This is a genomic window from Methylophaga sp. SB9B (assembly GCF_004832235.1).
GTDB classification, from domain to species: domain Bacteria; phylum Pseudomonadota; class Gammaproteobacteria; order Nitrosococcales; family Methylophagaceae; genus Methylophaga; species Methylophaga muralis.
Map to the genome: position 1 here is coordinate 1 of NZ_SSXS01000047.1, position 255 is coordinate 255.

The 255-nt window shown below is 45.9% G+C and carries 1 protein-coding gene; it reads left to right on the plus strand.

From position 1 onward, the window contains the following. A partial coding sequence (locus tag E8Q33_RS15070) for a hypothetical protein (protein ID WP_136555709.1) occupies positions 1 to 255 on the plus strand: 255 nt, incomplete at both ends.

The following is a 255-nucleotide window of genomic DNA, read 5'->3' on the forward strand; positions in this document are numbered from 1 at the left end:
CTGTGCATCTTGTTATGGTCGTGACTTGGGTCGTGGTCATAAGATTAACGTTGGTGAGGCCGTTGGTGTTATCGCTGCACAATCTATCGGTGAGCCTGGTACTCAGTTAACCATGCGTACCTTCCACATTGGTGGTGCTGCATCACGTACCGCAGCTGATAACTCAGTTGTACTGAAATTCAAAGGTCGTATTCGTTACTTCAACATTAAATCTGTTGAAAACTCGGCAGGAAAATTCATTGCGGTTTCCCGTTC